General features: G+C 63.7%; 22 protein-coding genes. 7 read left to right on the top strand and 15 right to left on the bottom strand.

The window, feature by feature from the left end:
* Nucleotides 1-5 precede the first annotated feature (5 nt).
* Nucleotides 6-1,052: a DUF535 family protein gene (locus tag EYV96_RS03690; protein ID WP_131150141.1), complete on the top strand. Its 1,047-nt coding sequence runs from the start codon at nt 6-8 to the stop codon at nt 1,050-1,052.
* A 25-nt stretch (nt 1,053-1,077) separates the two neighbouring features.
* On the opposite strand, the gene EYV96_RS03685 is transcribed toward EYV96_RS03690, so the two are convergent.
* From EYV96_RS03685 to EYV96_RS03675, 3 genes are all read right to left on the bottom strand, one after another.
* The gene (locus EYV96_RS03685; RefSeq protein WP_131150140.1) at nt 1,078-3,516 is read right to left on the bottom strand and encodes a TonB-dependent siderophore receptor; all 2,439 of its coding nucleotides are present in this window, start codon (nt 3,514-3,516) and stop codon (nt 1,078-1,080) included.
* A gap of 109 nt (nt 3,517-3,625) precedes the next feature.
* A complete protein-coding gene (locus EYV96_RS03680; RefSeq protein ID WP_131150139.1) occupies nt 3,626-4,645 on the bottom strand; it encodes a FecR family protein in 1,020 nt (339 codons plus the stop codon).
* A complete protein-coding gene (locus EYV96_RS03675) occupies nt 4,645-5,184 on the bottom strand; it encodes an RNA polymerase sigma factor (RefSeq protein WP_131150138.1) in 540 nt (179 codons plus the stop codon). Before EYV96_RS03675 ends, EYV96_RS03680 begins: the two co-directional genes overlap by 1 nt.
* Nucleotides 5,185-5,466: 282 nt before the next feature.
* On the opposite strand from EYV96_RS03675, the gene EYV96_RS03670 reads away from it, so the two are divergent.
* The 3 genes from EYV96_RS03670 (at nt 5,467) to EYV96_RS03660 (ending at nt 8,107) form a co-directional block, all read left to right on the top strand.
* Nucleotides 5,467-6,183, top strand: coding sequence for an HAD family hydrolase (locus EYV96_RS03670; protein WP_131151479.1), 717 nt, complete (start codon nt 5,467-5,469; stop codon nt 6,181-6,183).
* A 3-nt stretch (nt 6,184-6,186) separates the two neighbouring features.
* Nucleotides 6,187-7,050: an NAD-dependent protein deacetylase gene (locus EYV96_RS03665; RefSeq protein ID WP_131150137.1), complete on the top strand. Its 864-nt coding sequence runs from the start codon at nt 6,187-6,189 to the stop codon at nt 7,048-7,050.
* Between the two features lie 157 nt (nt 7,051-7,207).
* Nucleotides 7,208-8,107 (top strand): CHAD domain-containing protein, encoded by a 900-nt coding sequence (locus tag EYV96_RS03660; protein WP_131150136.1) that lies wholly within the window; start codon nt 7,208-7,210, stop codon nt 8,105-8,107.
* 24 nt (nt 8,108-8,131) lie between these two features.
* Here EYV96_RS03660 and tadA read toward each other — a convergent pair whose 3' ends face one another.
* The 4 genes from tadA to folD form a co-directional block, all read right to left on the bottom strand.
* Nucleotides 8,132-8,623, bottom strand: coding sequence for a tRNA adenosine(34) deaminase TadA (gene tadA, locus EYV96_RS03655; protein WP_131150135.1), 492 nt, complete (start codon nt 8,621-8,623; stop codon nt 8,132-8,134).
* 80 nt (nt 8,624-8,703) lie between these two features.
* Nucleotides 8,704-10,284, bottom strand: a complete 1,581-nt coding sequence (gene guaA / locus EYV96_RS03650; protein ID WP_131150134.1) for a glutamine-hydrolyzing GMP synthase — start codon at nt 10,282-10,284, stop codon at nt 8,704-8,706.
* Between the two features lie 184 nt (nt 10,285-10,468).
* Nucleotides 10,469-11,926: an IMP dehydrogenase gene (gene guaB / locus EYV96_RS03645; protein WP_131150133.1), complete on the bottom strand. Its 1,458-nt coding sequence runs from the start codon at nt 11,924-11,926 to the stop codon at nt 10,469-10,471.
* Between the two features lie 247 nt (nt 11,927-12,173).
* Nucleotides 12,174-13,028 carry a bifunctional methylenetetrahydrofolate dehydrogenase/methenyltetrahydrofolate cyclohydrolase FolD gene (folD, locus tag EYV96_RS03640; RefSeq protein ID WP_131150132.1) on the bottom strand — a complete coding sequence of 285 codons (855 nt, stop codon included), beginning with the start codon at nt 13,026-13,028 and terminating at the stop codon, nt 12,174-12,176.
* Between the two features lie 65 nt (nt 13,029-13,093).
* Here folD and EYV96_RS03635 point away from each other — a divergent pair, with 65 nt between their 5' ends.
* On the top strand, nt 13,094-13,681 hold the full coding sequence (locus EYV96_RS03635; RefSeq protein WP_131150131.1) for a GNAT family N-acetyltransferase: 588 nt from the start codon (nt 13,094-13,096) through the stop codon (nt 13,679-13,681).
* On the opposite strand, the gene moeB is transcribed toward EYV96_RS03635, so the two are convergent.
* The 8 genes from moeB to ndk form a co-directional block, all read right to left on the bottom strand.
* Nucleotides 13,660-14,826: a molybdopterin-synthase adenylyltransferase MoeB gene (gene moeB, locus EYV96_RS03630; protein WP_131150130.1), complete on the bottom strand. Its 1,167-nt coding sequence runs from the start codon at nt 14,824-14,826 to the stop codon at nt 13,660-13,662. The genes EYV96_RS03635 and moeB overlap by 22 nt on opposite strands.
* A gap of 105 nt (nt 14,827-14,931) precedes the next feature.
* On the bottom strand, nt 14,932-16,329 hold the full coding sequence (der, locus tag EYV96_RS03625; RefSeq protein ID WP_131150129.1) for a ribosome biogenesis GTPase Der: 1,398 nt from the start codon (nt 16,327-16,329) through the stop codon (nt 14,932-14,934).
* A gap of 22 nt (nt 16,330-16,351) precedes the next feature.
* On the bottom strand, nt 16,352-17,548 hold the full coding sequence (gene bamB, locus EYV96_RS03620; protein ID WP_240732332.1) for an outer membrane protein assembly factor BamB: 1,197 nt from the start codon (nt 17,546-17,548) through the stop codon (nt 16,352-16,354).
* A gap of 11 nt (nt 17,549-17,559) precedes the next feature.
* Nucleotides 17,560-18,210 carry a YfgM family protein gene (locus EYV96_RS03615; RefSeq protein WP_131150127.1) on the bottom strand — a complete coding sequence of 217 codons (651 nt, stop codon included), beginning with the start codon at nt 18,208-18,210 and terminating at the stop codon, nt 17,560-17,562.
* A 150-nt stretch (nt 18,211-18,360) separates the two neighbouring features.
* Nucleotides 18,361-19,281 carry a helix-turn-helix domain-containing protein gene (locus EYV96_RS03610; protein ID WP_240732331.1) on the bottom strand — a complete coding sequence of 307 codons (921 nt, stop codon included), beginning with the start codon at nt 19,279-19,281 and terminating at the stop codon, nt 18,361-18,363.
* 89 nt (nt 19,282-19,370) lie between these two features.
* On the bottom strand, nt 19,371-20,162 hold the full coding sequence (gene pilW / locus EYV96_RS03605; RefSeq protein ID WP_131150125.1) for a type IV pilus biogenesis/stability protein PilW: 792 nt from the start codon (nt 20,160-20,162) through the stop codon (nt 19,371-19,373).
* A complete protein-coding gene (rlmN, locus tag EYV96_RS03600) occupies nt 20,152-21,285 on the bottom strand; it encodes a dual-specificity RNA methyltransferase RlmN (protein ID WP_131150124.1) in 1,134 nt (377 codons plus the stop codon). Before rlmN ends, pilW begins: the two co-directional genes overlap by 11 nt.
* Nucleotides 21,286-21,375: 90 nt before the next feature.
* Nucleotides 21,376-21,801, bottom strand: coding sequence for a nucleoside-diphosphate kinase (ndk, locus tag EYV96_RS03595; RefSeq protein WP_131150123.1), 426 nt, complete (start codon nt 21,799-21,801; stop codon nt 21,376-21,378).
* Between the two features lie 184 nt (nt 21,802-21,985).
* Here ndk and EYV96_RS03590 point away from each other — a divergent pair, with 184 nt between their 5' ends.
* Complete coding sequence (locus tag EYV96_RS03590) at nt 21,986-22,651, top strand: TetR/AcrR family transcriptional regulator (RefSeq protein ID WP_131150122.1); 666 nt, start codon at nt 21,986-21,988, stop codon at nt 22,649-22,651.
* 58 nt (nt 22,652-22,709) lie between these two features.
* The gene (locus tag EYV96_RS03585) at nt 22,710-25,097 is read left to right on the top strand and encodes a 3-hydroxyacyl-CoA dehydrogenase/enoyl-CoA hydratase family protein (RefSeq protein ID WP_131150121.1); all 2,388 of its coding nucleotides are present in this window, start codon (nt 22,710-22,712) and stop codon (nt 25,095-25,097) included.
* Nucleotides 25,098-25,139: the final 42 nt, after the last annotated feature.

Raw genomic sequence — 25,139 nt, 5'->3', positions numbered from 1 at the left:
CGGGCATGAGCACCAGCGACGAGCACCGCACCGACAAAGGCATGGACATGGAGCCGCGCTGGAGCCAGGGCGCGCACGCCTGCTTCCTGGTGCTGCAGACGGCACGGACCTGGTGGCGCTACTGCAATGCCTCGCCGACGCGCGGCGTACGACGATTTGCCAGCTTCGCCTGGCATGCCCTTCGGTCACCTCAATCGCAGCTTTCCTGGCTGGATGAACTCGACAGCGATGCATCGACCCGGCTTGCCGTCGCGCACGATCCGACGCTCCTTGAACGCTGGCACCGGCCGTTCGGCGCGCGCGGCCTGCAACGACCGGAACGCCAGAAGCTGTTGCAGGATCACCTGCGGTTCGTGACAAACCGCTTTCCGCAGCGCCTGCGCGAAAAGGTCCTGAAGGGCCACGATCTCCGACTCGCCTCCATACCTTTGCGCAATGGTGACCTCGCTTATCTGCACGTGCGCAAGCCGATCGAGTCCACCACGGGCGAAATGGCCCTTTTCCTGCTCGATCACGAGAAGCACGTGCTGGCGACCTGCGCACTCACCTTGCATGTCGATGGTGCGCTGATCGGGGAGCTGCGCGGCGCGTGGGCTTTCATGGGCGCCGATGCCGTGCGCGAGTTCACCCGCGAAAGCCATGGCAATCGCCCCAAGGATCTGCTTCTCCACGTGGTACGCGCGCTTGGCCGGCATTACGGATGGTCGTCGTTGCGCGTCGCCTCAGCCGCCGCACAGGTGACGAACCACCACCGATCGCCGGCACTTTATGACGGCTACTGGCAGAGCCACGGCGCGGTTCTCGGTGAAGATGGCTGCTTTCGGCTGTCGTGCCAGGAACATCGTCGACCGGACGCGGCACTTCCTTCGCGACGTCGTGGCGCACGTCGACGCAAACATCAGTTTCGCGATGACGTGAGTCGGCAGGTGATGCGCAGTTTCATATGGGCGGGCCCGGATACGGAAGGCGCTGCCACCGCGCGCCAGGGAAACATCGACACGTCCGTTGCAGCATGGCTTCCCGGTTTGCCCGCAACAGCAGGCGCGCGCTGACGTGCGCTCTCGCTGCCCGGCGGCTTCAGAAATCGTACGTACCCGTGAGCATGACGATGCGCCCCTGGCGAAGCGGTACGAACGACTCATCGAAGTTGACGGCGTACAACGTGCGTGCAAAGAGGTTCTTCACGCCAAGGGTCGCGCGCCAGTGCTTGCTGTAGTAGCTGACGTTGGCTTCCGCACTCGCCTGGCCAGGAATATCGAAGTACTGACCCTGGCTCGTCTTGCCTTGCGTACGGCTTCGGGCCGTGGCACCCGCACCCCAACCCCAGTCACGCCACATGGCGTTCTGAAAACGGTAGCTGAGCCACAGGCTGCCTTGCTGGCGCGGCGAACCGGTGACGGGCTGGTCGCCGTCATTGCGAACGGTCGCATGCGTATAACTGGCGAGCACGTTCAGGCCCGTCGTAACTTCGCCGGCGAATTCCAGCTCAACGCCACGATTGGTCTGACCTGGTCCCGGCGTCGCGAAGTACGGCGGCTCCGGCGATATCAGATCGATGCTGTGATCGAGGCGGATGCGGTAGACGGCCGCCGTCAGGCGTGCCCGTTGATCGAAGAGATCAAGCTTGGTACCCACCTCAACCTGGCGCGAAAGCGACGGCGGGAGTGGTTCGCCATCCTGGCCCAGAAGCGAGTTCGGCTGGAACCCGCTGGCCGTGTTGGCATACAGGGAAACCGTTGACGAGGCCTTGTAGACGATGCCGGCCTTCGGCACCCACTTGGACTTGTCCAGGCGACGAGGCGTACCGTCGGCCGTCTTCGTATGCAGCTGGTAAGTCGTGCGACGGGCTGCCAGCAGCGCACTCCATCGATCGCCGAAATCGATCTGGTCCTGCAAAAAGATCCCGGTATCCGTTGACCACGCACCACCGAGCGTCTGCACATCGGTCGCCGAAACAGCATCCGCCGAGGCCAGCGCCTGGCGTACCGTCGGCAACGTCGTCGCGCCGTAGAAATTGTAGTCGTCGCTCTTGCTGCTCTTGAGATAGTCGTTACTGCCGCCGCGCCCCGCATGCGTCTGCGTGTAGTCGAAACCGACGACGACGTTGTGCGTGACCGAACCCTGCTCGAAACTTCCGGCGACGTCATTCTGGACATTGAACCAGGCGTCGGAATAGCGATAGGCCTTTGCGACGGCGTCCACAAGTCCCGAGGGGTCACCGTTGTAGAACGACCACAGTCCACCGTCTTTCAACTGCTTCACGTACTGGCCGCGACTGCGGAACGCCCAACCGTCACCGATGCCCTGCTCCAGCGCATACACGAATCGACCGGTTCTAAAGGTGGCGTGGTCGTCGGGATTGCCCGGCAGGATGCCCATGGGCGACAGGCTCTGCAGCGAATTGCCCATCATCACCACGTGATCCGGGCCGGCGACGCGATTGTTGAGGTACTCGGCGCCGAGCATCAGCTTGGTGCTCTCACCCTCCCAACCGATCGATGGCGCGAGATAAACATTGCGCTGGCCGCGATAGCCCTGCTCCGTGCGCTCGGCGTAGTTGCCGGACATGATCCAGCGATAGTTCCAGCCGTTCGACCCGGCCATCGGGCCACCCAGGTCAAGACCTACGCGCGCACCGTCATAACGTCCCCAGGAAAACGACAGCTGGCGAATCGGGTCACTTTGCGGTCGCTTCATCACGACGTTGATCAGGCCACCGAAATTGTTGGTGACTGACGTGTCACCCAACACGGCTTCGGGCCCCTTGAGCACTTCGACGCGCTCGATGCCAATCAGCGGCGGCAGGTCTTCGGTTCGCGCAATGCTGTTGGGCATGCCGTCGGTCATGCCATTTCCGGCGTTGAACCCACGAATGCGGATCAGCGCCGGGGAATCAAACCCATCAACGTATTGCACACCTGCCACGTTGCGTACGGCTTCGGCAACGCTCATTGCCTGCTGGGCGTCCATCTGCGCATGCGTGACCACACTGACCGACTGCGGTACATGCAGGATCGGCATTTCCGTGCGGCTGGCGCTGCCTGTGGAGTTCACGATGTAACTGCTGTCACTCAGTGCGACGGCATGCACCTGGATCTCGGCCAACGCCTGAATCAGCGGCAGGCTGGCATCGGGGGCCGCGCTGTAGCCCAGATACGTCGACACAGGTACGGCGGGACGACGGCGGACAATCACCGTCTTTGCGTCGAACGACTCGAAATCCAGGTCCGAGTCTTGCAGCAGCCGGCGCAGCGCAGCCTCAGGCGTCAGTTCGCCGGAGGCGCCGCCCGTCCTGATGTCGCCTACGGCACCGGCGGCCGTGAGCACCTGCAGGTTGGCTTGCTGTCCAAACGTCAGTAGCGCGGTCGAAAGCGACTGGGCAGGAATGGAAAAAACGAGACGCGTGGGCCCTGGTGCCTCGGTGATGGCCGGGGCACTTGCGTTTGCACAGGCGAGCGACGGCAACAACGTGCCGATTGCAAGCACCAGGCTTAGCCGCCGCGTTCCGATACTCATCCCCCTGAAATCATTTCAAAAACAGCAAAAACGAGAGTTTGGCATGGGAATCGGATGGCGCCAAGGCGTTCTCTCCCAAACGCCCGGGCCATGCGCTCCCTCGATGTGCCTATCGCTTGTCGCTCCCGCTGCGTTGACGGGCCAGTTCGACGTGATCCGGATAGGTCGTGACTTCGAGCGGAAAAACCCGGGGCAAAGCACTGACCCAACTGTCGATGGCATCGGTTTTGACGGTACCGGTGAAGCTCAATCCACCGAGATCGGCATCGGCGATGCGCACCGGCCGCTGGCTGTAGCGGTTTACGTTGGCCACGACGTCGACAAGTGGCTCATTGACGAATTCAAGGCGATGGTTGCGCCATGCCGTCGCGTGATCGGTCGTCACCGGGCTGACGCTCAATGAGGCATTACCCGGATCAAATGACACCTGATGACCCGCCGTCACTTCCACGCCGGCGACGTTCGATGCATCAGCCTGCTGGTTGGGTGAAACCCGCACGCGTCCTTCGGTGACAGCCACAACAACGCGCTCGCCGGTCCGGCGCACGTTGAACGCCGTGCCCAGATCGAGGATCGACAGCGGCCCGGCATTGACGACGAAGGGCCGTGCTTCATCGTGGGTGACATGGAAAAAAGCCTCGCCGGCTACCAGGTCGACATGACGCTGGCTACGTGCGTACTTGGTAGTCAGGGAGGACGACGCACCGAGCTCGATACTCGAGCCGTCCGGCAAGGCAATCTGCTGGGTTTGCGCGATCTGGCTGGCATAACTCCGGGACGACGGCGCGAGGTCACGCTTGGCGACCCATACGCCACCAAGGACAGCCACGACCAGCACGGCCGCTACGGCGAGCCATGCGTTCGTGCGCGACCGCTGCATCGCCGTCCGGGCTGGCTGCGTGGCAAAGGAGCGGGAAAGCGCCTGGCGTTCCATCGCGGGGACGCTGTCCAACTGCTCGGCAAACTGGCACACGGCTTCAAACGCCTGTCGGTGACGCTCGTCGGCTTCGAACCATGCCAGCCATTGACCGGTCGTCTGTTCACTGCAGTCCGGATCGCGCAGGCGCAGCCACCAGTCAGAGGCGGACTGGGCGACAGGATCGTTCGAATCGTTGATCGTGCTGACCATCAGATCGTCTCCGGCCGGTTGCAGCGTTCGCGGCAATACGCCAGCGCGTTGGTGACGTGGTAGCGCACCATGCGCTCGCTGAGTTTCATGTCCTGCGCAATGGCCGAGAATTCGCGGCCCTCGATGGCATACATCACAAATGCCTTGCTGGTTTTGGGCGGTAGTTCGGCCAGAGCGGCCCGCAAGCCGCGCACCTGTTCGATGGCGGTCGCGTGTTGCTCGGGAATGGGCGATTCATGGGGCTGAGCTTCAGGAGGCGGCTCCAGGGCTGCATGGGTGCGCACGGCGCGCATGCGCAGGCGATCCACCGACAGATTGGCGGCCACACGGAACAAAAAAGCCTTGGGCGAGGTGATCTGCGACGTGTCGTCCATGGTCAGCAGGCGCAGGTACACCTCCTGGGCCAGCTCCTGGGCGTCCGCATTCGACCCCAGGCGGCTATGCAGGAAGCCCACGAGGGCACGATGGTGCTCGCGATACAGCTGATCGATCTGGGCAGCACGTGCGGGACTGCCGGGCCCGGCGACGGTGTTATCCATCGGCACGCGCCCCCTGGGCCTGGCAACGTGGCGCGCCAAACCCTGCCCCGCCTGGGGGGCTGCCAAGACACGCTTGCTGTATGGAGCGTCGCTTCGACGGGTAAGCCATGGTCCTGCCATCAATGGATCGACGCTGTACTGTCGGGTTAAGGGGTAGACGTTTGGATCGGAACTTTCGGAAATGCCTGCGGTGAAACGTCGGGCTGGCGTCCCTTGCTTGCACGCGATGCACCGGCGTCTTGCAGTATTGTGCCTCTCTCTGGTCTGACCGATGGAATTAACGTGATCGAACTCGTGGGCTTCGATGCCGATGACACGCTCTGGCACAGCGAGTGCTATTACCGGGACGCCCAGGATGAGTTCGAGCAGATCATTGGCCGCTACGTGGATCTGAAGCAGCAATCGCTGCATGAACGCCTGCTGGCGATCGAGCGACGCAATCTCAAGGTGTTCGGCTACGGCGCCAAGGCAATGACGCTCTCCATGATCGAGGCCGCCGTCGACTTCACCAATGCCCGCATCAGTGCAGCTGATATCCACCGCATCGTCGGGATCGGCAAGCACGTGCTGTCTCATCCCGTGAAACTCCTGCCTGGCGTGCGCGACGCGGTCGAGGCCGTCGCGGCGCGATACAAGATCGTGCTGATAACCAAGGGCGACCTTTTCCACCAGGAGCGCAAGGTGGCGCAGTGTGGTCTCGCCGACCTGTTCCACCGGATCGAAATCGTGTCGGAAAAGGACGAAGCGGCCTATCGGCGCGTGCTGGCGGAGTTCGATCTCGCGCCCGGGGCATTTGCGATGATCGGTAACTCCCTGCGCTCGGACATCGCGCCGGTCGTCGGCATCGGCGGCTGGGGCATCCATATCCCCTATCACCTGCTGTGGGCCCACGAGGCGGACACTGACTTCGCAGCCGGCTCCCCGCGAGTCGTCGAGGTCAAGGATGCCAGCGGCATCGCCGCCGCTCTCGAACAGCTGGACCGGCGCGCAGCCGCCTGATCCATGAGTGACGCACGCCCACCATCGGACCATCCGGCCAGCGCCGACCTGGAACGCGACGCCGCCCAGCTTGCCGATTTCATCGGGCGATACCCCCGTCTGTTCGTGCTGACGGGCGCCGGAGTCAGTACCGACTCGGGCATTCCCGATTACCGCGACCTGGAGGGTGACTGGAAACGGCCACAGCCGGTGACCTATCAGGCGTTCATGGGCGAACTGCGGACGCGGCAACGTTACTGGGCGCGCAGCATGGTCGGATGGCCGCGTTTTTCGCAGGCGCAGCCCAACGCCGCACACCGGGCGCTGGCCCGCCTTGAGGCTGCCGGGCATGTCAGCCTGCTGTTGACCCAGAATGTCGACCGCCTGCACCAGAGGGCCGGAAGCCAGCACGTCGTCGATCTGCACGGCCGCCTGGACGTGGTCCGCTGCATGGCCAATGAGCATCGCCTGCCCCGCACCGATTTCCAGCGCATGCTCGAAGAGCGCAACCCCAGCTGGGTCGCGCTGGAGGCGGTCGAGGCCCCCGACGGCGATGCCGACCTCGAAGGGCACGATTTCTCGACGTTCGACATTCCAGCCTGCCCATCCTGCGGCGGCATCCTCAAGCCGGACGTCGTGTTTTTCGGCGAAGGGGTGCCAAGAGAGCGGGTGGAGGCAGCCATGGCCGGCCTGGACGCCTCCGATGCCGTACTGGTGATCGGCTCCTCGCTGATGGTCTTTTCGGGCTTTCGCTTCGTGAATGCCGCAGCCAAGGCAGGGAAACCGATTGCCGCCGTCAATCGGGGAAAAACCCGCGCCGATGCCCTGATCGGGCTCAAGATCGAAGAACCGGTGGGCGCCCTGTTGGACATCGTCTGCCCGGCTTAACTGTCAGACCCAAACCTTTGTTACAGTAGGGTTTCCGGCAGGGGCTTGACCGGAATGCTTTGTTTTGACCTGCATCAAGGCGCATGCGACGTGCGCTGGCTATAGGTAGCGGCAGCCGCGCCGCAGAAAACCAACGCAGTCGTCAGAGTCCATCGTCATGAACGCATCGCAGGACCAGGCCCCGATCAAGCAGGCAGCAGCTGCCAAGTCTGCAGGCGATCGCGCCTTCACCGACCTGTGCAAGCTGTTCGAGACCTATCTGGTCAAAGCCGGCAAGGCTCGTCACGAGCTGCTTATCCGCTATTCCCCCAAATCGTTGCACGCCTGGCGTGTCAGCCTCAGGCGAGTCACCGCCACGCTGGATCAGGTCTGCGAAGCCGTCGACGACGACGCGCCCGTCGATCTGGTCGAACAGTTGAAGGGCTACCGCAACGCCACCGGCCAGAGCCGCGACCTGGATATCCTGCTCGACGAGTCCCTGCCGCATTTCTACGAGCACAAGCCGAAGGCCGACAAGATCGATCCGGCCCTGGTGCAGACGCTCGAAGCAGAGCGACAGCGGCTACACCACGACGCGCTCGATCATCTGCAGCACGCCAATATCCCTGCCATCCAGCGCGGATTCGAAGCCTGGTACAAGCAGCAAAGCGTGGGCGATGCCGAGCTCCAGCAGATCGCCGCCGAACTGATCGAATTTCTCTTTCAGCAACTTCGAAAACGAGGCGAGCGCCTGGGCGAGGGACGAAAACGCCTGCACAAGGCCCGCACGACGACCAAGAAGCTGCGTTACACCATGGAACTCTTTGAGCCCCTGTTTCCCAAGGATGCCGCCAAGCGCTGGCTCGACCAGCTGGCCGACCTGCAGACCCACCTTGGCGAATCCCACGATCGCATGACCAGTCGGATGCTATGCAAAGGTCTGCTCCCCGAAGCCGTCGAGCGCGATGACCTCAAGGCGTTCCTCAAGTGGAGCCGGACATCCGCCCAGGGTTCGGCCATGAAGGCAGCCACGTCACTGGACCGACTGATGGGCCTGGAGAAGTACTGGGCAAGCTGAGGCCGGGCCCGACGTGCGCAGGCTTTATCGCCGTGACCTGAAGAATTCGCGCAGCATCTGCGATGCCTCCTCCGCGAACAGGCCGCTCTCCACCGTCACCCGATGGTTATGGCGCTCCGAAACCAGCGTGTCGAAAACGCTGCCGGCGGCGCCCGTTTTCGGGTCCGTCGCGCCGTAAACGACGCGGCCGATCCGCGCGTGCACCAGGGCCATCGCGCACATGGCGCAAGGCTCCAGCGTGACGTAGAGCGTGGCGCCGGTCATCCGGTAGTTGGAGAGCTTTTCGCCCGCCGCGCGCAGGGCCTGGATCTCGGCATGCGCCGTCGGGTCGCTCAGGGTGATGTTGCGGTTCCAGCCCAGGCCGATCACCTCGCCGTCCTGCACCAGCACGGCGCCCACCGGCACTTCGTTTTCGGCATCGCGCGCGTGTTCGGCAAGCTGCAGGGCCTGGCGCATGAAGCGCTGGTCGAGCTCGCTGAAGACTGCCGCCCCTGCGGCGGATTCTTGTTCCGTCATTTCAATAGCTTACGGCGTGAACCTGAGGAAGTCACCGTGGGCCCTCACCAAGCGAGGGCCCACACAAGCGAGGCTCGGCCTCACTCCCACTCGATGGTGGCAGGCGGCTTGCCACTGATGTCATAAACGACACGAGAAACACCGCGCAACTCATTGATAATACGGTTAGATACCTTACCAAGAAACTCGTACGGCAGGTGGGCCCAGTGCGCGGTCATGAAGTCGATGGTCTCGACGGCGCGCAGGGCAATCACCCACTCGTAAGCACGTGCGTCGCCGACAACGCCCACGGATTTCACCGGCAGGAAGACGGCAAAGGCCTGACTGGTCTTGTCGTATAGATCCCAACGGCGGAGCTCTTCGATGAAGATCGCGTCCGCACGAGCCAGCAGCTCAGCGTACTCGGGCTTCACTTCGCCCAGAATGCGCACGCCCAGGCCGGGGCCCGGGAACGGATGGCGATAGACCATCTCGCGCGGCAGGCCGAGTTCGACGCCAATGCGACGGACTTCGTCCTTGAACAGCTCACGCAGCGGCTCGACCAGCTTGAGCTTCATGTGCTCCGGCAAGCCGCCGACGTTGTGGTGGCTCTTGATGACGTGGGCCTTGCCGGTTTTGCTGCCGGCCGACTCGATCACGTCGGGATAGATGGTGCCCTGGGCCAGCCACTTCACCTGCCCGTGGCCGGCGTTGGTGACCTTGGCCGATTCCTCGTCGAAGATCTCGACGAACAGTCGACCGATGATCTTGCGCTTGGCTTCCGGATCGGCCACGCCCTCGAGTGCCTTGAAATAGCGCTCGGCCGCGTTCACGCGAATGACTTTCACGCCCATGTGCTGGGCCATGGTCGCCATGACCTGGTCGCCTTCCTGCCAGCGCAGCAAGCCCGTGTCGACGAAGACACAAGTCAGCTGGTCGCCGATGGCGCGATGAAGCAAGGCGGCCACCACCGAGGAATCGACGCCACCGGAGAGACCAAGCAGCACGTGATCGCCGCCGACCTGGGCGCGTACGCGCTGGATCTGGTCTTCGATGATGTGCGCGGCGGTCCAGAGCGTCTGGCAGCCGCAAATCTCGCTGACGAAGCGCTTGAGCAGGGCCGTGCCCTGCTTCGTGTGCGTCACTTCCGGATGGAACTGGACGCCGTACCAGCGCTTGTCTTCGTTTTCCATCACGGCGACGGGAATGCGATCCGTCGTGCCGGTGATGGCAAAGCCCGGGGGCGCCTTGGACACGTGGTCGCCGTGGCTCATCCAGACGTCCAGGCGATGGCTGTCGGCATGATCGCTGAGGCCGGCAAACAGACGACTGGTCTTTTCGATGTCGACTTCGGCATGGCCGAACTCGCGGGCATCGGCAGCCTCGGTGGCACCGCCGAGCTGGGAGGCCAGGGTCTGCATGCCATAGCAAATGCCGAGGATGGGCAGGCCGGCGTCGAACACTTCCTGCGGCGCCTTGGGCGCACCCGGCAGCGTGGTTGACTCGGGGCCGCCCGAAAGGATGATGCCCTTGGCGCCAAACGCGGCGATCTCCGCCGGGTCATGATCCCAGGCCCAGATCTCGCAGTACACACCAATCTCGCGCACACGTCGGGCAATCAGCTGCGTGTACTGCGCGCCGAAATCGAGGATGAGGATTTTGTCGCTATGGATGTCGGTCATTGCGGAGGCCATGAACTGAAAAATATGTCGACGCGATGGAGGCAGGTGGCGAACGATATGTTGTCGGCGAATCAGGGGCCCTTAACGAAAAGCGCGGCCAAAGCCGCGCCTTCGTCCAGCGCTGTCCGGAGGGAAGAGGTCGTGGCCATGGATGCCATGCTCTTCGCGCCGGTCCCTCGCTCCCTTACGAATTCAGCCGATAGTTCGGCGCTTCCTTCGTAATCTGGATGTCGTGCGGATGGGCTTCGGTGACACCGGCTGAGGTCACCTTCACGAACTGCGCCTTCTGGCGCACGTCCTCGATGCTGGCCGCACCCAGGTAACCCATGGAGGCGCGCAGGCCACCGATGAGCTGGTGGATGATGTTGCGCAGCGGACCACGGTACGGCACGCGCCCTTCGATGCCTTCCGGCACGAGCTTGTCGGCGTCTGCTTCGTCCTGGAAGTAGCGATCCTTCGAGCCCAGCGCCATCGCGCCCAGCGAACCCATGCCGCGGTAGCTCTTGTAGGAACGCCCCTGGAACAGTTCCACTTCGCCCGGCGATTCTTCCGTGCCAGCGAACATCGAACCGAGCATCACCGTGGACGCTCCGGCGGCGAGCGCCTTGGGGATGTCGCCCGAATAACGGATGCCACCGTCAGCGATCAGCGGAATTTCGTCCTTGAGCGCCGTTGCGACCATGTCGATCGCGGTGATCTGAGGCACGCCCACGCCCGCAACGACGCGCGTGGTGCAGATCGAACCCGGACCCACGCCCACCTTCACGGCATCGACGCCCGCGTGCAGCAGCATGCGCGCGGCTTCACCCGTGACGATGTTGCCGGCGATGACCTGCACTTGCGGGTAATGCTTCTTGACCCAGCCAGCGCGTTCGACCACGCCCTGCGAATGACCATGCGCCGTATCCACGACGATCACGTCCACGCCCGCAGCAACCAGTGCTTCCACGCGCTGCTCGGTATCGCCACCGACGCCAACCGCCGCGCCGACCAGCAGGCGCTCATGGGCGTCCTTGGCGGCATTCGGGTTGTCGCGGGCTTTCTGGATGTCCTTGACGGTGATCAGGCCACGCAACTGGAAGTCGTCGTTGACCACGAGCACCTTTTCGATGCGGTTCTGGTGCAGCAGCTGAAGGACGTCGTCCTGGCTGGCGCCTTCGCGCACGGTCACGAGCTTGTCCTGGCGCGTCATGATGTTGCGCACCGGATCGTCGTGCTTGCGCTCGAAGCGCAGGTCGCGGCTGGTGACAATGCCGACGAGCTGTTCGCCATCGACCACCGGCACCCCGGAGATGTTGTGCGCGCGGGTGAGTTGCAGGACTTCGCGAATCGAGGTGTTCGGGCCGACCGTGATGGGGCTGCGGATGACACCCGCTTCGAACTTCTTCACCAGACGCACTTCCGCGGCTTGCTGCTCGGCGGTCATGTTCTTGTGGATGATGCCGATGCCGCCGTTCTGGGCCATGGTGATGGCGAGCCGGGCTTCGGTCACGGTGTCCATGGCAGCGGACACGATCGGAATATTCAGGCGGAGGCTTCGGGTAAGCCGCGTGGAAGTGTCTACGTCGCGCGGCAGAACGACCGAATGGGCCGGAACGAGGTAAACATCGTCGTAGGTGAGAGCCTCGGCGAGGATGCGCATGCGAAAAGTCCCGCTGCAAAGATGGAATTATACGCCGATGGCCCGGGCGCCGCCAGCGCGATGACGGGCGTTGTGTGGGCGGGGTGTCGTATTCGCAAGGCCTGCGCGGCGCATGACTGCCATGCGACTCCTGCACACGGACAGCGCCGCAAGAACGAAAGCTGCGTCAACTTGCCCCACCCCGCAAGGCGAAAACCGACACCCCATCCGGGTGCGGACCGACAGCGCGGCCAGCAGATGGAGCGCCTTAAGCGGCCCGCGACTCTGCGGCTTCCAGCGTGTTCTCCAGGAGGGTCGCCACCGTCATCGGACCCACGCCACCCGGGACCGGTGTAATCCAGCTGGCGCGCGCGGAGGCCGGTTCGAACTCGACGTCACCCACCAGTCGGCCGTCTTCAAGGCGATTGATACCCACATCGATGACCACGGCACCGGGCTTGATCCATTCGCCCTTCACCAGCCCCGGCTTGCCGACCGCCACGATGACGATGTCCGCCTGGCGGATGTGGCTTTCGAGATCGCGGGTGAAGCGATGGCAGCATGTGGTGGTGCAGCCGGCGATCAGCAGCTCCAGCAGCAGCGGGCGCCCGACATGGTTGGATACGCCAACCACGACGGCGTGCTGCCCGCGCACCGGACGATCGGTATGTCCCAGCAAGGTCATGACGCCGCGCGGCGTGCACGGGCGAAGACCGAACCGGCGCAAGGCCAGTCGACCGATATTGACCGCCTGGAAGCCGTCCACATCCTTGGAGGCATCGATGCGGTCCACCAGGGCGTCTTCGTCGATGTGCTCGGGGAGCGGTGACTGCACGAGGATGCCGTCCACGGCCGGGTCAGCATTGAGCTGGTCGATCAGCGCGAAGAGCTCTTCCTGGGTGGTGCTTGCCGGCAGGTCGTAGCCGAATGAGCGGAAGCCCACCTGCTTGCATGCAGCACGCTTGTTACGCACGTAAACGGCCGACGCCGGGTCATCTCCCACCAGGACCACGGCCAGGCCGGGCTCGGCATGGCCCTTGGCCTTGCGCTCAGCCACGCGACGGCCGATGCGGTCGAGCAGGTCCCTGGCGATGCGCTTACCGTCGATGATGCGTGCGGTCATGGTCGTGATTGCCTGCAAAGATGTGCATTATCGTGGCTCACCCATACGCACACAAACGATTCCGCATGGACGACCAACCCCTCCCCTGGCCCAGCTTCCCGATTCCCGGCACGGGCGTCGTGCTGCGGCCCTGGCTGCCCTCGGACGCGCCGGGGCTCTATGCCGCCGCCACGGAGTCCATCGAGACGGTGGGGCGATGGCTGCCGTGGTGTCATTCGGGGTATGCACTGGCGCAGAGTGAGTCCTGGATCGACTTTGCCGGCGAAGGCTGGACGCGCGGCGAAGTGTTTGCCTTTGCCCTCGCGGACCAGGACTCGGGCGAGATCGTCGGCGGCATGGGTCTCAACCAGCTCCACCGCGAGCATCGCAACGCTAACCTCGGCTACTGGATCCGCCGCAGTCGACAGGGCGAAGGGCTCGCCCCGGCAGCGGTTCCAATCGTGGCGCGTTTCGGCATCGAACGACTGAACCTGGTGCGTGTCGAGATCGTGTGCGCCATCGACAACGTCGCCAGCCGACGCTGCGCAAAGAAGGCGGGCGCATCATTCGAAGGCATCGCCCGACAGCGCCTGCTCCTCCGCGACGTCGCCACAGACGCGGCGGTCTATGCGTTTGTGGCCTCGGATTTCGCTCAGCCGACGGAGCAAAGCTGAGCGATGTCTTCGTAATCGACCTGGCTTGAGGCAGCACCGCAACCCGGGCATTCCGGATCACGTGCGAGGCGGCTCTCGCGGAAATGCATGCCCAGGGCATCGAACTGCAACAAGCGCCCGACCAGCGGCTCCCCCAGACCCAGGATCAGCTTGAGTGCTTCGGTTGCCTGCAGCAGGCCCACCAGTCCCGGCAACACACCTAGCACGCCTGCCTCGCTGCAGTTGGGTGCCTCGGCTGCCGAAGGCGGTTCGGGGAAAAGGCAGCGGTAGCACGGTGAGTCGGTCCGTCGGGGATCGAACGTACTGAGTTGCCCGGTGAAGCGCTCCACGGCGCCATAGATCATGGGCAGCCCGAGGCGCTGCGATGCCGCGGCAATGAGGTATCGCGCCGGAAAGTTGTCCGCGCCATCGATCACCAGATCGTGACCGGCAAGCAGGGCTTCGACGTTGTCGGCACGCAAGCGCGCTTCGCGTGTTTCGACGTGCACACGTGGATTGAGTGCGTTCAGGGTGAGTCGCGCCGACTCGGTCTTGTACATGCCAACGCGCGAATCCGTGTGCACGACCTGACGATGGAGGTTCGAGCGCTCGACACGATCGTCATCGATCAGGGTGATGTGCCCGACGCCGGCCGCCACGAGGTACAAGGACGCGGGCGCACCCAGGCCACCCGCGCCGAGCAACGCAATGCGGGCCTTGCCCAGTTTTTCCTGGCCCGCCTCCCCCACCTGCGGCAAGCGCAGCTGGCGTGAATAGCGGTCGGCTGCGTCGGCATCCATCGCGCTTTTGGCGACCGGCAAACCCTCGGCCTTCCAGCGATTGAAGCCGCCGGCCACCGAGTGGACGTCGGTATACCCCATGCGTTGCAGCGCTTCGGCTGCCAACAGCGAGCGCTGGCCGCTGCCGCACAGGGCCAGAATGGTTTGCGTGCGATCGGCCGCACTTTGCTCGATGCGCAACTCCAGGAAGCCTCGAGAGAGACCCAGGGCACCCACCGGGGAGCCATCAGCGCGTTCATGATCTTCACGAACATCGACCAGCAGGGCACCGCGCGCCTGAAGCGCCAGGGCTTCGGCGGGAGAAATCTCAGGAATGCGCTGGCGCAGCGCAGCCAGCCAGCTTTCGCGATTGAGGGGTTCGGACATGGCGCGGAGTGTATGCCTGATGACGGGCCTTGGGCGACACCACCCGATATAGGCACCTCCACGCAGAACACAACCGGCGGGCACCGCCCGCCTCCCCCATGGGCCTTACTTGCGGCGCTTCATTTCGCGAATCATGCGCTGGCGCTTGCGCACCTGAGCCTCGGTCAGGACATTGCGCTTGCCTGCAAACGGGTTCTCACCGTCGCGAAAATCGATGCGAATGGGCGTGCCTTCCAGCTTGAAACGCTTGCGGAAGAAGCCTTCCAGATAGCGACGGTAGGCCGGAGCGATGTGTTTGGTGCGGCTGCCGTGAATGACGATGGTTGGCGGATTGGTCCCGCCCGGGTGCGCGAAACGCAGCTTGGGCGCGTGACCACGAACCAGCGGCGGCTGGTAGGCCTCGTAGGCACGCTCGAGCGTCTTGGTCAGCTCGGAGGAGCCCAGCTCGACCGTCGCCGCATGATGCGCGCGCACGATGGCGCGCATCAGCTCGCGCAGGCCCGAACCGTGTAGCGCCGAGATGAAGACATTCTTGGCCCAGTCGACAAACTGAAGGCGGCGCTCCAGCGCGCGCTGGCACTGTTCGCGCTGGTACGCGTCCATGCCGTCCCATTTGTTCACCGCGATAACGAGCGCGCGGCCTTCTTCAACGGCGTGACCGATGAGGTGAAGATCCTGGTCAGCGAGGTTTTCGCGCGCATCGATCAACACCACGACGACCTGTGCGGCAGCCATGGACTGAAGCGTCTTGATGACGCTGAATTTCTCCACGCCCTCATCCACGCGCGCCTTGCGGCGTACACCGGCGGTATCGATGAGCGTGTAGCGCTTGCCATCGCGTTCCACCGGAACGCGAATCGGATCGCGTGTCGTACCCGCAACGCTGGAGACAATCAGGCGATCTTCGCCCAGCAAGCGATTGATCAGGGTGGACTTGCCCGCGTTCGGTCGGCCGACGATAGCCACACGGATGCTGTCGTCTTCGCCGGGAGCGAGCTCCTCATGGGCGTCTTCGGGCAGCATCGGCAGGACGGCCGCCACCAGCTCTGGCGTGCCACGGTTGTGCGCAGCCGACAGCGGCAACGTCGACGACAGACCGAACACCGAGAACTCCGCCATGGCGTTCTGCAGGTCCAGTCCGTCAGTCTTGTTGACCGCGGCAATGATGGGCTTGCCGCTGCGACGCAGGTCATCAAGGATGGCCCGGTCCTGCGGGAGCAGGCCGTCGCGCGCATCGACCACGAAGACCAGCACCTGGGCTTCGTCAATGGCCAGTCTGACCTGCTGCGCCGTCAGCGCATCGAGTCCTTCCTCGACACCGGACAGACCGCCGGTGTCGACGACGACGAAGGGGCGTTCGCCCGTGCGGCAGACACCGTAGTGGCGGTCGCGTGTCACGCCGGGCATGTCAGCCACGAGCGCGTCACGACTGCGCGTCAGCGCGTTGAAGAGGGTCGATTTACCGACATTGGGACGACCGACCAGGGCGACGACGGGCAGCATGGTAAAGCACGAATCCTTGCGATCAGTGCGTGTCGAGACGGTAAGCGCCGATATGGCCCTTTACGTCTTCGACATACACGGTGTCGCCCACAACAAGAGGCTGGGCACGAATGGGTTTTTTGGACAGGCGCTCACGCGCGGCCAGCGAGCCGTCGCTGCCCTGCAGCCAGTGGATGTAGCCTTCCATGTCGGCAACGACCACGTAATTGCCCTGCACGGCCGGGCCGGTGAGCCAGCGGTACTTGAGCTTGTCGCTCTTCCACATGTCGGAGCCACCGCTCTTGTCGAACGCCCACACCTGCGACTCGTCGTTGACGGCGTAAATCGCATTGCCGCCCAGATCGATCGAGGTAAACGTCGAGAACGGGCGACCCCACAGCGGACGACCGCTGGGACCGTCAACGGCAATCAGGTTGCCGTGATAGGCCGCACCGTAGAGGGTGCTGCCGTCAAGCAGGATGCTGCCGTCGGCGTCATTGAGACGATCGATTTCGGTGCGGCCTTCGCCGCCAGCCATGGTCTGTTCCCACAGCTTTTCGCCGTTGTCCAGGCGCAACGCCACGAGCTTGCCGTTGTCGCTACCGAAGAAGACCACGCCATTGGCCACCATCAGGGGGCCGTTGCCACGCAGGCTCAGCAGCGGCACGCTGCCCTGGTCGTACGCCCAGCGACGCTCGCCATTGCTGGCGTCGAGGCCGTACAGGCGACCGTCGGCCGTACGCACGACCACCAGACCACCGACGATGGAAGGCGCAGCGAGCACTTCGGAGCTGACGCGAGCCTCCCAGCGCGGACTGCCGTCCTTCGCGCCGATGCCATAGACGTGGCCATCGAGCGTACCGATGGCAACCAGGTCGCCCGATACAGCCGGGCCACCGGCGTAGAACGCATCCGGGCGCTTCTTGTCGCCCCAGCCAAACCAGCCATGCGTGCTGGAGCTCTTCGACCACAGCGTCTTGCCGCTGTTGGCGTCAAATGCAGCGATCTTGCCGTCCACGGACGCGGCGTAAAGCACGCCGTCGGCGAAGGCCGGACGCAGGCGGATGCCGCTGTCACGGGCGCCATCACCAATGCTGCTGGTCCACAGGCGCTTGACCTGCGCGGTCGCCTTGAAATCCTTGTCCAGAGGCGTCGGCGGCTGGACGTTTTCCTTCTTGAAATTATGGCAGCCCGCGAGCGCCACCAAGGACGTCAGCGTGATCAGCAAAGCCCGTTTCATTGCCCCAGCTTTCATGCACCCTGCTTCCCGGCCACAGCCAGATTGTCTAGTTTCAACTGCAAGGCGCCGCGTTGCGGCGCACCCTCGCCCATCGCGGCCAAGGCCGCCTGGTAGGCCTTGCGCGCCTCATCCGGGCGACCAAGCTTGACCTGCGCATCGCCGCGTAGTTCCTGAGCCAGGCCCGCAAAATGCTTGGCATTCATTCGATCGAGCGTCGCGACAGCATCGGAAGCCTTGTCCTGCGCCAACTGCAACTGGGCGACGCGAAGCTGCATCAGGGATTTGAGCTCCTCGTTCGGCGCATGGGACTCGGCCCAGCTCAACGACACCATGGCCTTGTCGAACTGCTTGGCATTGGCCTCGCGCACGGCGCGCTCACCCATCGCAAACACCGCGTACGGCGTATCGGCGAAGTCCTTGGTCAGCTGATCGGCCAGGGCGTCTGCGCTGTCGTTCTTGCCCGAAGCGGCGGCATTCTGCATCTGAACGTAAAGCGCGGAACCTTCTTCCTGGTGTCCGGCCTTGTGCTTGTTCCACTGCTGCCAGCCAAAGATGCCGACCAGGCCGATGGCGATACCGACGACGATGGAGAGGCCGTTCTGCCTCAGCCATTTCTGGACGCGTTCACCCTGTTCGTAGTCGTCGTACGCTTCAAATGCCATGCAATCACCGTTGAGGGGAACGAATGCCACCCATGGCAATCCTCGTTCCAGCAGGAAAATTTTTGCGAAACCGCCCTACCCGCGCCAGGCGGGCGGGTAAAGGGCAAGCATAACCGATCGGGGGGCCTAACGTGGATGCCGAGGCCGGAATCAGGCCCCGGACGGGACGGCCTTGCCGTCGCGCATCTCGACCTTGAAATGAGCCACGTTGGCGCGACGGAAGCCATCGAGTTCCACCGGGCGACCATCCACCATCACCTGCGCGCCATTGGCATTGCCAATCCGGACCACCAAGGGCTTGTCGCTGCGATAGGTCTTGCTGGTGCCCGCCGCGAGCAAGCCATATTCCAGGCGAGTGCCATCCTGATTGGTCACTTCCACCCAGCTGGCCGAAGGAACCGAGATGGCCAGGCTGTGCTCGCCCGAGCCGACCGACGTGCTGGCTTCCGGCTCGCTGCGGGGAGATTGCGCCGCATCGCTGTTGCTGAGCGCCGAGAACGGCGTCATCGACGCCATCAGCGGCTGCTGTTCCTGCTCGCGCTGAACCGCCGACGGCGCAGGTGCCGCAGGCGCAGTGCTCGCCTGGGCCAGTTGCGCTGCCTCCGGCGACATGGAAACCGAGGCGGACGTTGCCGGTACGTCGTTCTGCGCCACGGGCGCGGCGTCGAGCGGCGCCAGGTGGCTGACATCACGGTCCAGCGTGCCGCGCACACCCAGCCAGATGGTCGGCACCACGATGGCTGCGGTCAGCACGACATAGGTAGCTGCCCGCGCGTAGCGTTCGATCAGGTAGCGCGAATGCGAAATACCGCCGGTGGCGACCAGGGTCGGCTCGGCCGGACGCAAGCTCCGCAATTCATCCTGGATCGCGGCCTCGTCCACGCCGAGGTGGCGGCCGTACTTGGTGAGATACCCGCCCAGGTAGACCTGATAGTCGATGCCGCTGTAATCGCCGCTTTCGAGCTGGCGCAAGACGCGCACCGGCAGACGCAGGGCTTGTCCGCAGCTTTCGATATCGAATCCGCGCGCCTCTCGTGCGGCGCGCAAACGCGCACCAAAACTCGCAGGCACGGACACTCGGGTCTCTACGGCTGCTTCGCTTGCATCGTACAGGTCATTTTCGCCGGGGGTCGGACCGGTCAAGGGTGACTGCTTGGATGTCATTGGCTGGCGGAAGATTCGAAGGCGCGAGCCTGTTCAGAGTCCGGAAACTGGCTCTGCAAGCGCCTGCGGTAGCTAAGGGCAGCATCCTTGTTGCCCAGACGGGTTTCAATATCCTGGCCCAGTTTCAGGCCTGCAGGCGTGGGCTGGCCCAGCGAGTCAAAACGCTGGATGAAGGCACGCGCGCGAAATGCATCGTTCTGTTGATACAGCAGATTGGCGATCTGGTACAGCGCTTCCGGGTTCTGCGGATCGATCGCGATCGCCTTGCGGAAGTCATCCTCCGCCGCCGTACGATCACCCATGCCCATATGGCAGGTGCCCGCATTCGTCCACGCCAGCGCCGGGGTCTGGTAGAACGGATCGGTGACCGCCTTCTGGAAGTACGGAATCGCCTCGGCGCCGCGCCCGGTCTTGCACAGGAACGCACCCAGGTTGTTGTTCGTCGCCCCCTTGGAAGGATCGAGCGCCACCGCCCTGCGGTAGTGCTTCTCGGCTTCAGGGAGATTATTGATGCGCTCGTCCAGGACGGCGATCACGGTATGTGCCGGCACGTAGTTCGGATCGAACTGCAGCGCCTTGTTGAGCTTGGTCAACGCCCCCTGGAGATCGCCATTCTCCATGTACGTCTGGCCCAGCTCGGTATGGATGCGTGCGCCTTCCTGCGCCTGTTCGGACTTGCTGACTTTGGGCGCCGGCATGTCGTTATGCGTCGACTGGTTGCCACCGGTCGTGGTGCATCCGGCCAGAACGATCAGACTGGTGACAAGGAAGACCCGCTCAAGCCGCATGACTCGCACTCTCGTCCAGACGTTTACGGAACTCCGCCTGGCGACGCGTGCGATCGAGCACCTGCCCCTTCAACTGGCCACAAGCCGCATCGATGTCGTCACCACGCGTACGGCGCAGCATCGTCAGGACGTTGGCATTGAGCAACTGAGTCTGGAAGGCGCGAATGGTGTCGGCGTCGGAGCGCTCAAAGCGCGTGCCGGGGAAAGGATTGAAAGGAATCAGGTTGACCTTGCAGTTGGGCAGGCGACGCATCAGCTTGATCAACTGGCGTGCGTGCTCGGGCTGGTCGTTGATGCCCTTCATAAGGGTGTATTCGAACGTGATCGACGTCCGCGGCTTGCGCGCCAGCCAACGCTGGCAGGCCGCTACGAGCTCGGCGATCGGGTATTTCTTGTTGAGTGGCACCAGTTCGGTACGCAGCTCATCGTTGGCGGCATGCAACGACACGGCCAGCGAGACGTCGATGGACTCGGACAGCTTGTCGATCATCGGCACCAGGCCGGCCGTCGACAGCGTCACGCGCTTCGACGCCAGGCCAAAGCCCAGGTCATCGCGCATCAGGCTCATCGCAGCCACCACGTTGTCGAAGTTCAGCAGCGGCTCGCCCATGCCCATCATCACCACGTTGGTGATGCGACGGTTCTGGTGCGTGACGTTGCCCAGGTGCTTGGCCGCCACCCACATCTGCCCGATGATTTCGGACGTGGCGAGGTTGCGGTTGAAGCCCTGCGTGGCGGTGGAACAGAACTGGCAGTTCAGCGCGCAGCCGACCTGCGAGGACACGCACAGCGTGCCGCGCGTGGGCTCCGGAATGTAAACCGCTTCGACGGCATTGCCGCCGTCCATGCCCAGCAACCACTTGTGGGTGCCGTCAGCGGCGCCCTTGTCGAACATGGTCTTGGGCGCGCCCACATAGCAGGATGCTTCGAGCTTGGCTCGAAGCGTCTTGCCCACGTCGGTCATGTTTTCGAAGTTGTCTTCCAGGCGGTGGTAGATCCACTTCATCACCTGCTCGGCACGATAAGGCTTCTCGCCCAGCTGCGCGAAGAAATCACGCAAGCCCTGGCGATCGAAATCGAGCAGGTTCACCTTCTCGGTAGTGGATACGGCCTGTTCAGTCATCTTCGAATCATGCGGCTCGTGGCCGCCCTCGGTTTCCTTTTGTCACCCGCGAAACGCGGTTTCTGCAACCGCGTTCCCGGATCAACGCAATTACCTGGAAGTCACTTCCGTCGTTGCGAAGAAGTACGCAATTTCGACAGCAGCCGTTTCGGCAGCGTCGGAACCGTGCACGGCGTTCGCATCGATGGAGTCGGCGAAGTCGGCGCGGATCGTGCCCGGCGCGGCTTCCTTCGGATTGGTGGCGCCCATCAGCTCACGGTTCTTGAGGATGGCGTTGTCGCCTTCCAGCGCCTGGATCATCACCGGACCGGAGATCATGAACTCGACCAGGGCGTTGAAGAACGGACGCTCGCGATGCACGGCATAGAAGCCTTCGGCTTCCTTGCGCGACAGCTGCTTCATCTTGGCGGCTACGACCTTCAGGCCGGCCTTTTCGAAGCGAGCATAGATTTCGCCGATCACGTTCTTTGCAACTGCGTCGGGCTTGATGATGGAAAGGGTGCGCTCCAGCGCCATGGTAGGTCTGCTCCGGTAAAACGGGTATCTGAGTGGGCGGCCTGGCAAACAGCCAGCAAAATAGGCCAAATCCAGCGAGGATTTGCGGATTTAGCTCACGAAAGTCTGACAGATTCTAGCCCATAAGCAAGCCAGCTGCAGGTTCGTACCGACGTCTGTTTGACGGTCGCCGGGAGACCGACGTATGCTCAAACGATCGTTTGAACTGTCGACCGACCCGGGAAGCGCCCACTTGCAAAGCTCGCCGCAATCGACCAAGGAACGCATTCTCGTTGCCGCCGAGGAACTGTTTGCCCGGCATGGCTTCGACGGCGCCTCGCTCCGCCAGCTCACCTCGGCCGCCGGGGTCAACCTGGCCGCAGTGAACTACCACTTCGGGTCCAAGGACCGTCTCATCGAAGAGGTCTTCCGCCGACGCCTGGATGAGCTCAACGGCCGCCGCATGGACGCCCTCGCCCGGATCGCCGGCCAGTCTGAGACCAACCTGGAAGACGTCCTGGCGGCCTTTATCAAGCCAGCCCTGGACCTGTCCCACGATGGCAACGGCTCGCTCTTCATGCGCGTGCTGGCCCGGGCCTTCGCCGAACACGACGACACCCTGCGCAAGTTCCTGTCGGAGAACTATGGCCACGTCATGCGCCAGTTCACCGCCGAATTCGCCCGCCTGCTGCCCGACCTGAGCAAGGAAGAACTGTACTGGCGGGTCGACCTGGTCACCGGCGCCCTGACTCACGCCATGTCGGGCTTCGGCATGATCCAGCGCAAAAGCGATGTCACGGAAAGCAGTCACCGTGAACAGACCGCACAGCACCTTATCCGTTTTGCCGCGGCCGGTCTCAGCCACCCCTGAGCCAGCGACCGACCCGGCCACCCAAGACCACCAACACGTTTTCCCCATGGAGAAGACAATGACCGCTCCCACTTCCGCGAAGCCCGCACTACGCATCCGCAAGGCCGCGGTGCTCGGTGCCGGCGTGATGGGCGCGCAGATTGCTGCGCACCTGACCAACGCCGATGTCGAAACCGTGCTTTTTGACCTGCCCGCCAAGGAAGGTCCCAAGAGCGGCATTGCCCTGAAGGCGATCGAGAACCTCAAGAAGCTGTCGCCCGCCCCGCTGGCCGACAAGAACCGCGCCGCGGCGATCATCCCGGCCAACTACGAGGAAAACCTCGACCTGCTCAAGGACGTGGACCTCGTCATCGAGGCCATTGCCGAACGCATGGACTGGAAGCTGGATCTCTACAAGAAGATCGCACCGCACGTGTCGCCGACCGCCGTGCTGGCCAGTAATACGTCGGGCCTGTCGATCAACGGCCTCGCCGAAGCACTGCCGGAAGAAATGCGCCACCGCTTCACCGGCGTGCATTTCTTCAACCCGCCGCGCTACATGCACCTGGTCGAACTGATTCCGACCCGCCTGACCCATCCTGACGTTCTCGCAGGCCTCGAAGCCTTCCTGACCACCACCGTCGGCAAGGGCGTCGTGTACGCCAAGGACACGCCCAACTTCATCGGCAACCGCATCGGTGTCTTCTCGATGCTGGCGACCATGTACCACACCGAGCAGTTCAAGCTCGGCTTCGACACCGTCGACGCCCTCACCGGCCCGGCCGTGGGCCGCCCCAAGAGCGCGACCTATCGCACCGCCGATGTCGTGGGCCTGGACACCATGGCGCACGTGATCAAGACCATGGCCGATACGCTGGCCGACGATCCGTGGCACAAGTACTTCAAGGCGCCCGTGTGGCTGCAGGGCCTGATCGACCAGGGCGCGCTGGGCCAGAAGGTCGGCGCCGGCTTTTATCGCAAGGCTGGCAAGGACATCGTCGTCCTCGACGTCGCCAAGCGCGACTACCGTCCTTCGGAACAGAAGGCGTCGGACGAAGTGGCCGCCATCCTTGCCATCAAGGACCCGGCCGAAAAGTTCGCCAAGCTGCGCGCATCGAACGATCCGCAGGCGCAGTTCCTGTGGGCAACGTTCCGCGATCTGTTCCACTACACCGCTTATCACCTCGCTGATATTGCCGACACCGCGCGTGACGTCGACTTCGCCATCCGCTGGGGTTACGGCTGGAAGCTCGGCCCGTTTGAAACCTGGCAGGCGGCCGGCTGGCAGCAGGTGGCCGGCTACATCGCCGAAGACATCGCTGCCGGCAAGGCCATGAGCGACGCGCCGCTGCCCGCATGGGTCACCGACGGCCGCACCGGCGTGCACGGCAAGAACGGCTCGTACTCGGCGGCCGCCGGCACCGACAAACCGCGCTCGCAGCATCCGGTCTACGCACGCCAGTTGTTCCCCGATCCGATCCTGGGCGAGAAGTTCGACCAGGGTACGACCGTGTGGGAGAACGACGGCATCCGCTTGTGGACGCTGGGCGACGACGGCGTGGGCATCATTTCGTTCAAGACCAAGATGAACACGGTCAACGATTTCGTGCTCGACGGCATCCAGCAAGCCATCGACGTGGCCGAGCAGCAGCTCAAGGCCGTGGTGATCTGGCAGACCGGCGAGCCGTTCTCGGCCGGCGCCGATCTGAAGGGCGCCCTTGGCCTGCTGCAGGCCGGCAAGTTCGACGACTTTGACAAGATGGTCGCCAATTTCCAGCGCACGAGCATGCGCATCAAGCATTCGCTGGTGCCCGTGGTCTCGGCTGTGCGTGGCCTTGCCCTGGGTGGCGGTTGCGAGTTCCAGATGCATTCGGCACGCACCGTGGCGGCGCTGGAAAGCTATATCGGTCTCGTCGAAGCAGGCGTAGGCCTGTTGCCGGCAGGCGGTGGCCTGCATGAGCTGGCCGTCCGCGCCGCGAAGGAAAACCCGGCCGATCCGTTCGAGTCCCTGAAGAAGGTGTTCGAAACGGTTGCCATGGCGAAGGTCTCCGCCAGCGCGCTGGAAGCGAAGCAGCTGGGCCTGATGCGCGACAGCGATGTGGTCGTATTCAACGCCTTCGAACTGCTGTACGTCGCCAAGAAGGTCGCCATCGGGCTGGCCGAACAGGGTTACCGTCCGCCGATGTACGACCGGAACATTCCGGTGGCCGGCGACGTCGGCACCGCCACGTTCCGCGCTTCGCTGGCCAACCTGGCAGCCGGCTACTTCGCATCGGAGCACGACGTTGCCATCGCCACGCGCATCGCCGACACCTTGTGCGGTGGCGTGGTCGAGCGCGGCTCGCTGGTCGATGAGGAATGGCTGCTGGCCCTGGAGCGCAAGCACTTCGTGGAACTGGCGAAGACCGAAAAGACCCAGGCTCGCATCGCCCACACCATGACCACGGGCAAACCCTTGAGGAACTGAGTGCGCGCGTAAAGCGCGAAGTGGGGAGATGCAAGCGCACCG

The organism is Dyella terrae, assembly GCF_004322705.1.
Classification (GTDB): Bacteria; Pseudomonadota; Gammaproteobacteria; order Xanthomonadales; family Rhodanobacteraceae; genus Dyella_D; species Dyella_D terrae.
This window is presented reverse-complemented; position numbering and strand designations above follow the sequence as displayed.

Coding starts and splice junctions, on each gene's coding strand:
- rlmN (WP_131150124.1), bottom strand. CDS start 21,285: ATGACTGAACAGGCCGTATCCACTACCGAGAAGGTGAACCTGCTCGAT.
- EYV96_RS03690 (WP_131150141.1), top strand. CDS start 6: ATGAGCACCAGCGACGAGCACCGCACCGACAAAGGCATGGACATGGAG.
- EYV96_RS03615 (WP_131150127.1), bottom strand. CDS start 18,210: ATGGCATTTGAAGCGTACGACGACTACGAACAGGGTGAACGCGTCCAG.
- moeB (WP_131150130.1), bottom strand. CDS start 14,826: ATGTCCGAACCCCTCAATCGCGAAAGCTGGCTGGCTGCGCTGCGCCAG.
- guaA (WP_131150134.1), bottom strand. CDS start 10,284: ATGACCGACATCCATAGCGACAAAATCCTCATCCTCGATTTCGGCGCG.
- EYV96_RS03685 (WP_131150140.1), bottom strand. CDS start 3,516: ATGAGTATCGGAACGCGGCGGCTAAGCCTGGTGCTTGCAATCGGCACG.
- EYV96_RS03665 (WP_131150137.1), top strand. CDS start 6,187: ATGAGTGACGCACGCCCACCATCGGACCATCCGGCCAGCGCCGACCTG.
- ndk (WP_131150123.1), bottom strand. CDS start 21,801: ATGGCGCTGGAGCGCACCCTTTCCATCATCAAGCCCGACGCAGTTGCA.
- EYV96_RS03590 (WP_131150122.1), top strand. CDS start 21,986: ATGCTCAAACGATCGTTTGAACTGTCGACCGACCCGGGAAGCGCCCAC.
- EYV96_RS03680 (WP_131150139.1), bottom strand. CDS start 4,645: ATGGTCAGCACGATCAACGATTCGAACGATCCTGTCGCCCAGTCCGCC.
- bamB (WP_240732332.1), bottom strand. CDS start 17,548: ATGAAACGGGCTTTGCTGATCACGCTGACGTCCTTGGTGGCGCTCGCG.
- EYV96_RS03675 (WP_131150138.1), bottom strand. CDS start 5,184: ATGGATAACACCGTCGCCGGGCCCGGCAGTCCCGCACGTGCTGCCCAG.
- guaB (WP_131150133.1), bottom strand. CDS start 11,926: ATGCGCATCCTCGCCGAGGCTCTCACCTACGACGATGTTTACCTCGTT.
- der (WP_131150129.1), bottom strand. CDS start 16,329: ATGCTGCCCGTCGTCGCCCTGGTCGGTCGTCCCAATGTCGGTAAATCG.
- tadA (WP_131150135.1), bottom strand. CDS start 8,623: ATGACGGAACAAGAATCCGCCGCAGGGGCGGCAGTCTTCAGCGAGCTC.
- pilW (WP_131150125.1), bottom strand. CDS start 20,162: ATGCGGCTTGAGCGGGTCTTCCTTGTCACCAGTCTGATCGTTCTGGCC.
- EYV96_RS03635 (WP_131150131.1), top strand. CDS start 13,094: ATGGACGACCAACCCCTCCCCTGGCCCAGCTTCCCGATTCCCGGCACG.
- EYV96_RS03660 (WP_131150136.1), top strand. CDS start 7,208: ATGAACGCATCGCAGGACCAGGCCCCGATCAAGCAGGCAGCAGCTGCC.
- folD (WP_131150132.1), bottom strand. CDS start 13,028: ATGACCGCACGCATCATCGACGGTAAGCGCATCGCCAGGGACCTGCTC.
- EYV96_RS03585 (WP_131150121.1), top strand. CDS start 22,710: ATGACCGCTCCCACTTCCGCGAAGCCCGCACTACGCATCCGCAAGGCC.